General features: G+C 41.9%; 1 protein-coding gene and 2 pseudogenes. All 3 read left to right on the top strand.

Features of this window, described 5'->3' with window-relative positions; all coding sequences use genetic code 11:
- Positions 1 to 153 (top strand): annotated as a pseudogene (locus tag R8269_RS25560) (MSHA biogenesis protein MshD); the annotation flags it as partial.
- Positions 153 to 866, top strand: coding sequence for a PilW family protein (locus R8269_RS25555; RefSeq protein ID WP_318222955.1), 714 nt, complete (start codon positions 153 to 155; stop codon positions 864 to 866). The pseudogene R8269_RS25560 and the gene R8269_RS25555, both read left to right, overlap by 1 nt.
- Positions 856 to 1130: pseudogene (locus R8269_RS25550) on the top strand (MSHA biogenesis protein MshP); the annotation flags it as partial. The gene R8269_RS25555 and the pseudogene R8269_RS25550, both read left to right, overlap by 11 nt.

Here is a 1130-nt window from a genome sequence, read left to right as displayed (position 1 = left end):
TACAAAAACTTTAGATTAGAAGTTAGCGTTGCATATGATGATCTGACGGATAAAGCTCCCGATGAAATAACCGAATACAAAAAAGTAACATTAAGGATTTTTGCGGGGAACACGCAGCCCCTTACTTTAACCGCTATTAAAGGGAACTACTGATGAAAGCTCGTGGTTTCACCTTAATGGAAATGATAGTTACGATTGTGGTCGGCAGCTTCATCATGTTGGGGATAGCTGGCTATGTCCAGTTAGGAATGAAAGGCTACGCTGATACTATCGATCGCCAACGAATACAAACGCAGGCTCAGTTTGTTTTAGAGAAGATGACGCGTGAAATCCGCCATGCTGTACCTAATAGTTTTCATGTTCCAAAGGATGCTTCCCATTGCTTAGAGTTTGTTCCGATTGAGTATTCTGGTTTTTACACGTTTAAGAATAATGACTTAGAGTTTTTGCTAGGTAATGACTCAACGCTTAATCCTATTCCTGCGAATCGCAGGATGGTGATCAATCCGAGCCGATATGAAGATTTACAATCAACCTCTTCGCAAAATATAGCCATTGGTGGTTTAGCTAAAACAGGTAAGGTTTTTGTTGTTACAGGGGCGGCAAGTATGATTACGGGCTCCTCTGTTTCTAGCCGTCTTTATATTTATCAAGAGAAGTCGGAGGTTCGCTACTGTTTCGATGCCAAGCAAGTTACGCGAAATGGTATTACGGTTGCGGATAGTGTCGATACGTCCGTAAGTGGTATGCGTTATCTAGAGCCTACTCTGCAACGAGGTGGTTTAGTTCATATAAATCTAGAGTTTGAGCAGGATGGTGAACGTAGTGTGTATCAACAAGATGTGCAGGTGCTCAATGTCCCATAGAAGAAACTCCAGCGGAAATGTACTAATCATCGTGTTATTCGTCATTATTGTAATGGGATATTTGGCTTCCTCTTTAATGAAAGTGACATGGTCGAATCAAAGCGGGTTAACAAGAGAGTTTTTGGGAACAAAAGCTTGGTTTGTTGCTCAGTCTGCAAATGAGTGGGCATTGACGGAACTATATCCATTAGACACTCCTGAACCAGATGTGGAGACACTCTGTGCAGATAACGTCAATGGTCAGATCCCCAATGTTACAGAAGG

Source organism: Vibrio sp. Vb0667 (assembly GCF_033391095.1).
The sequence above is the reverse complement of the archived record's forward strand: the minus strand, read 5'-3'. Positions and strand labels throughout refer to the sequence as shown.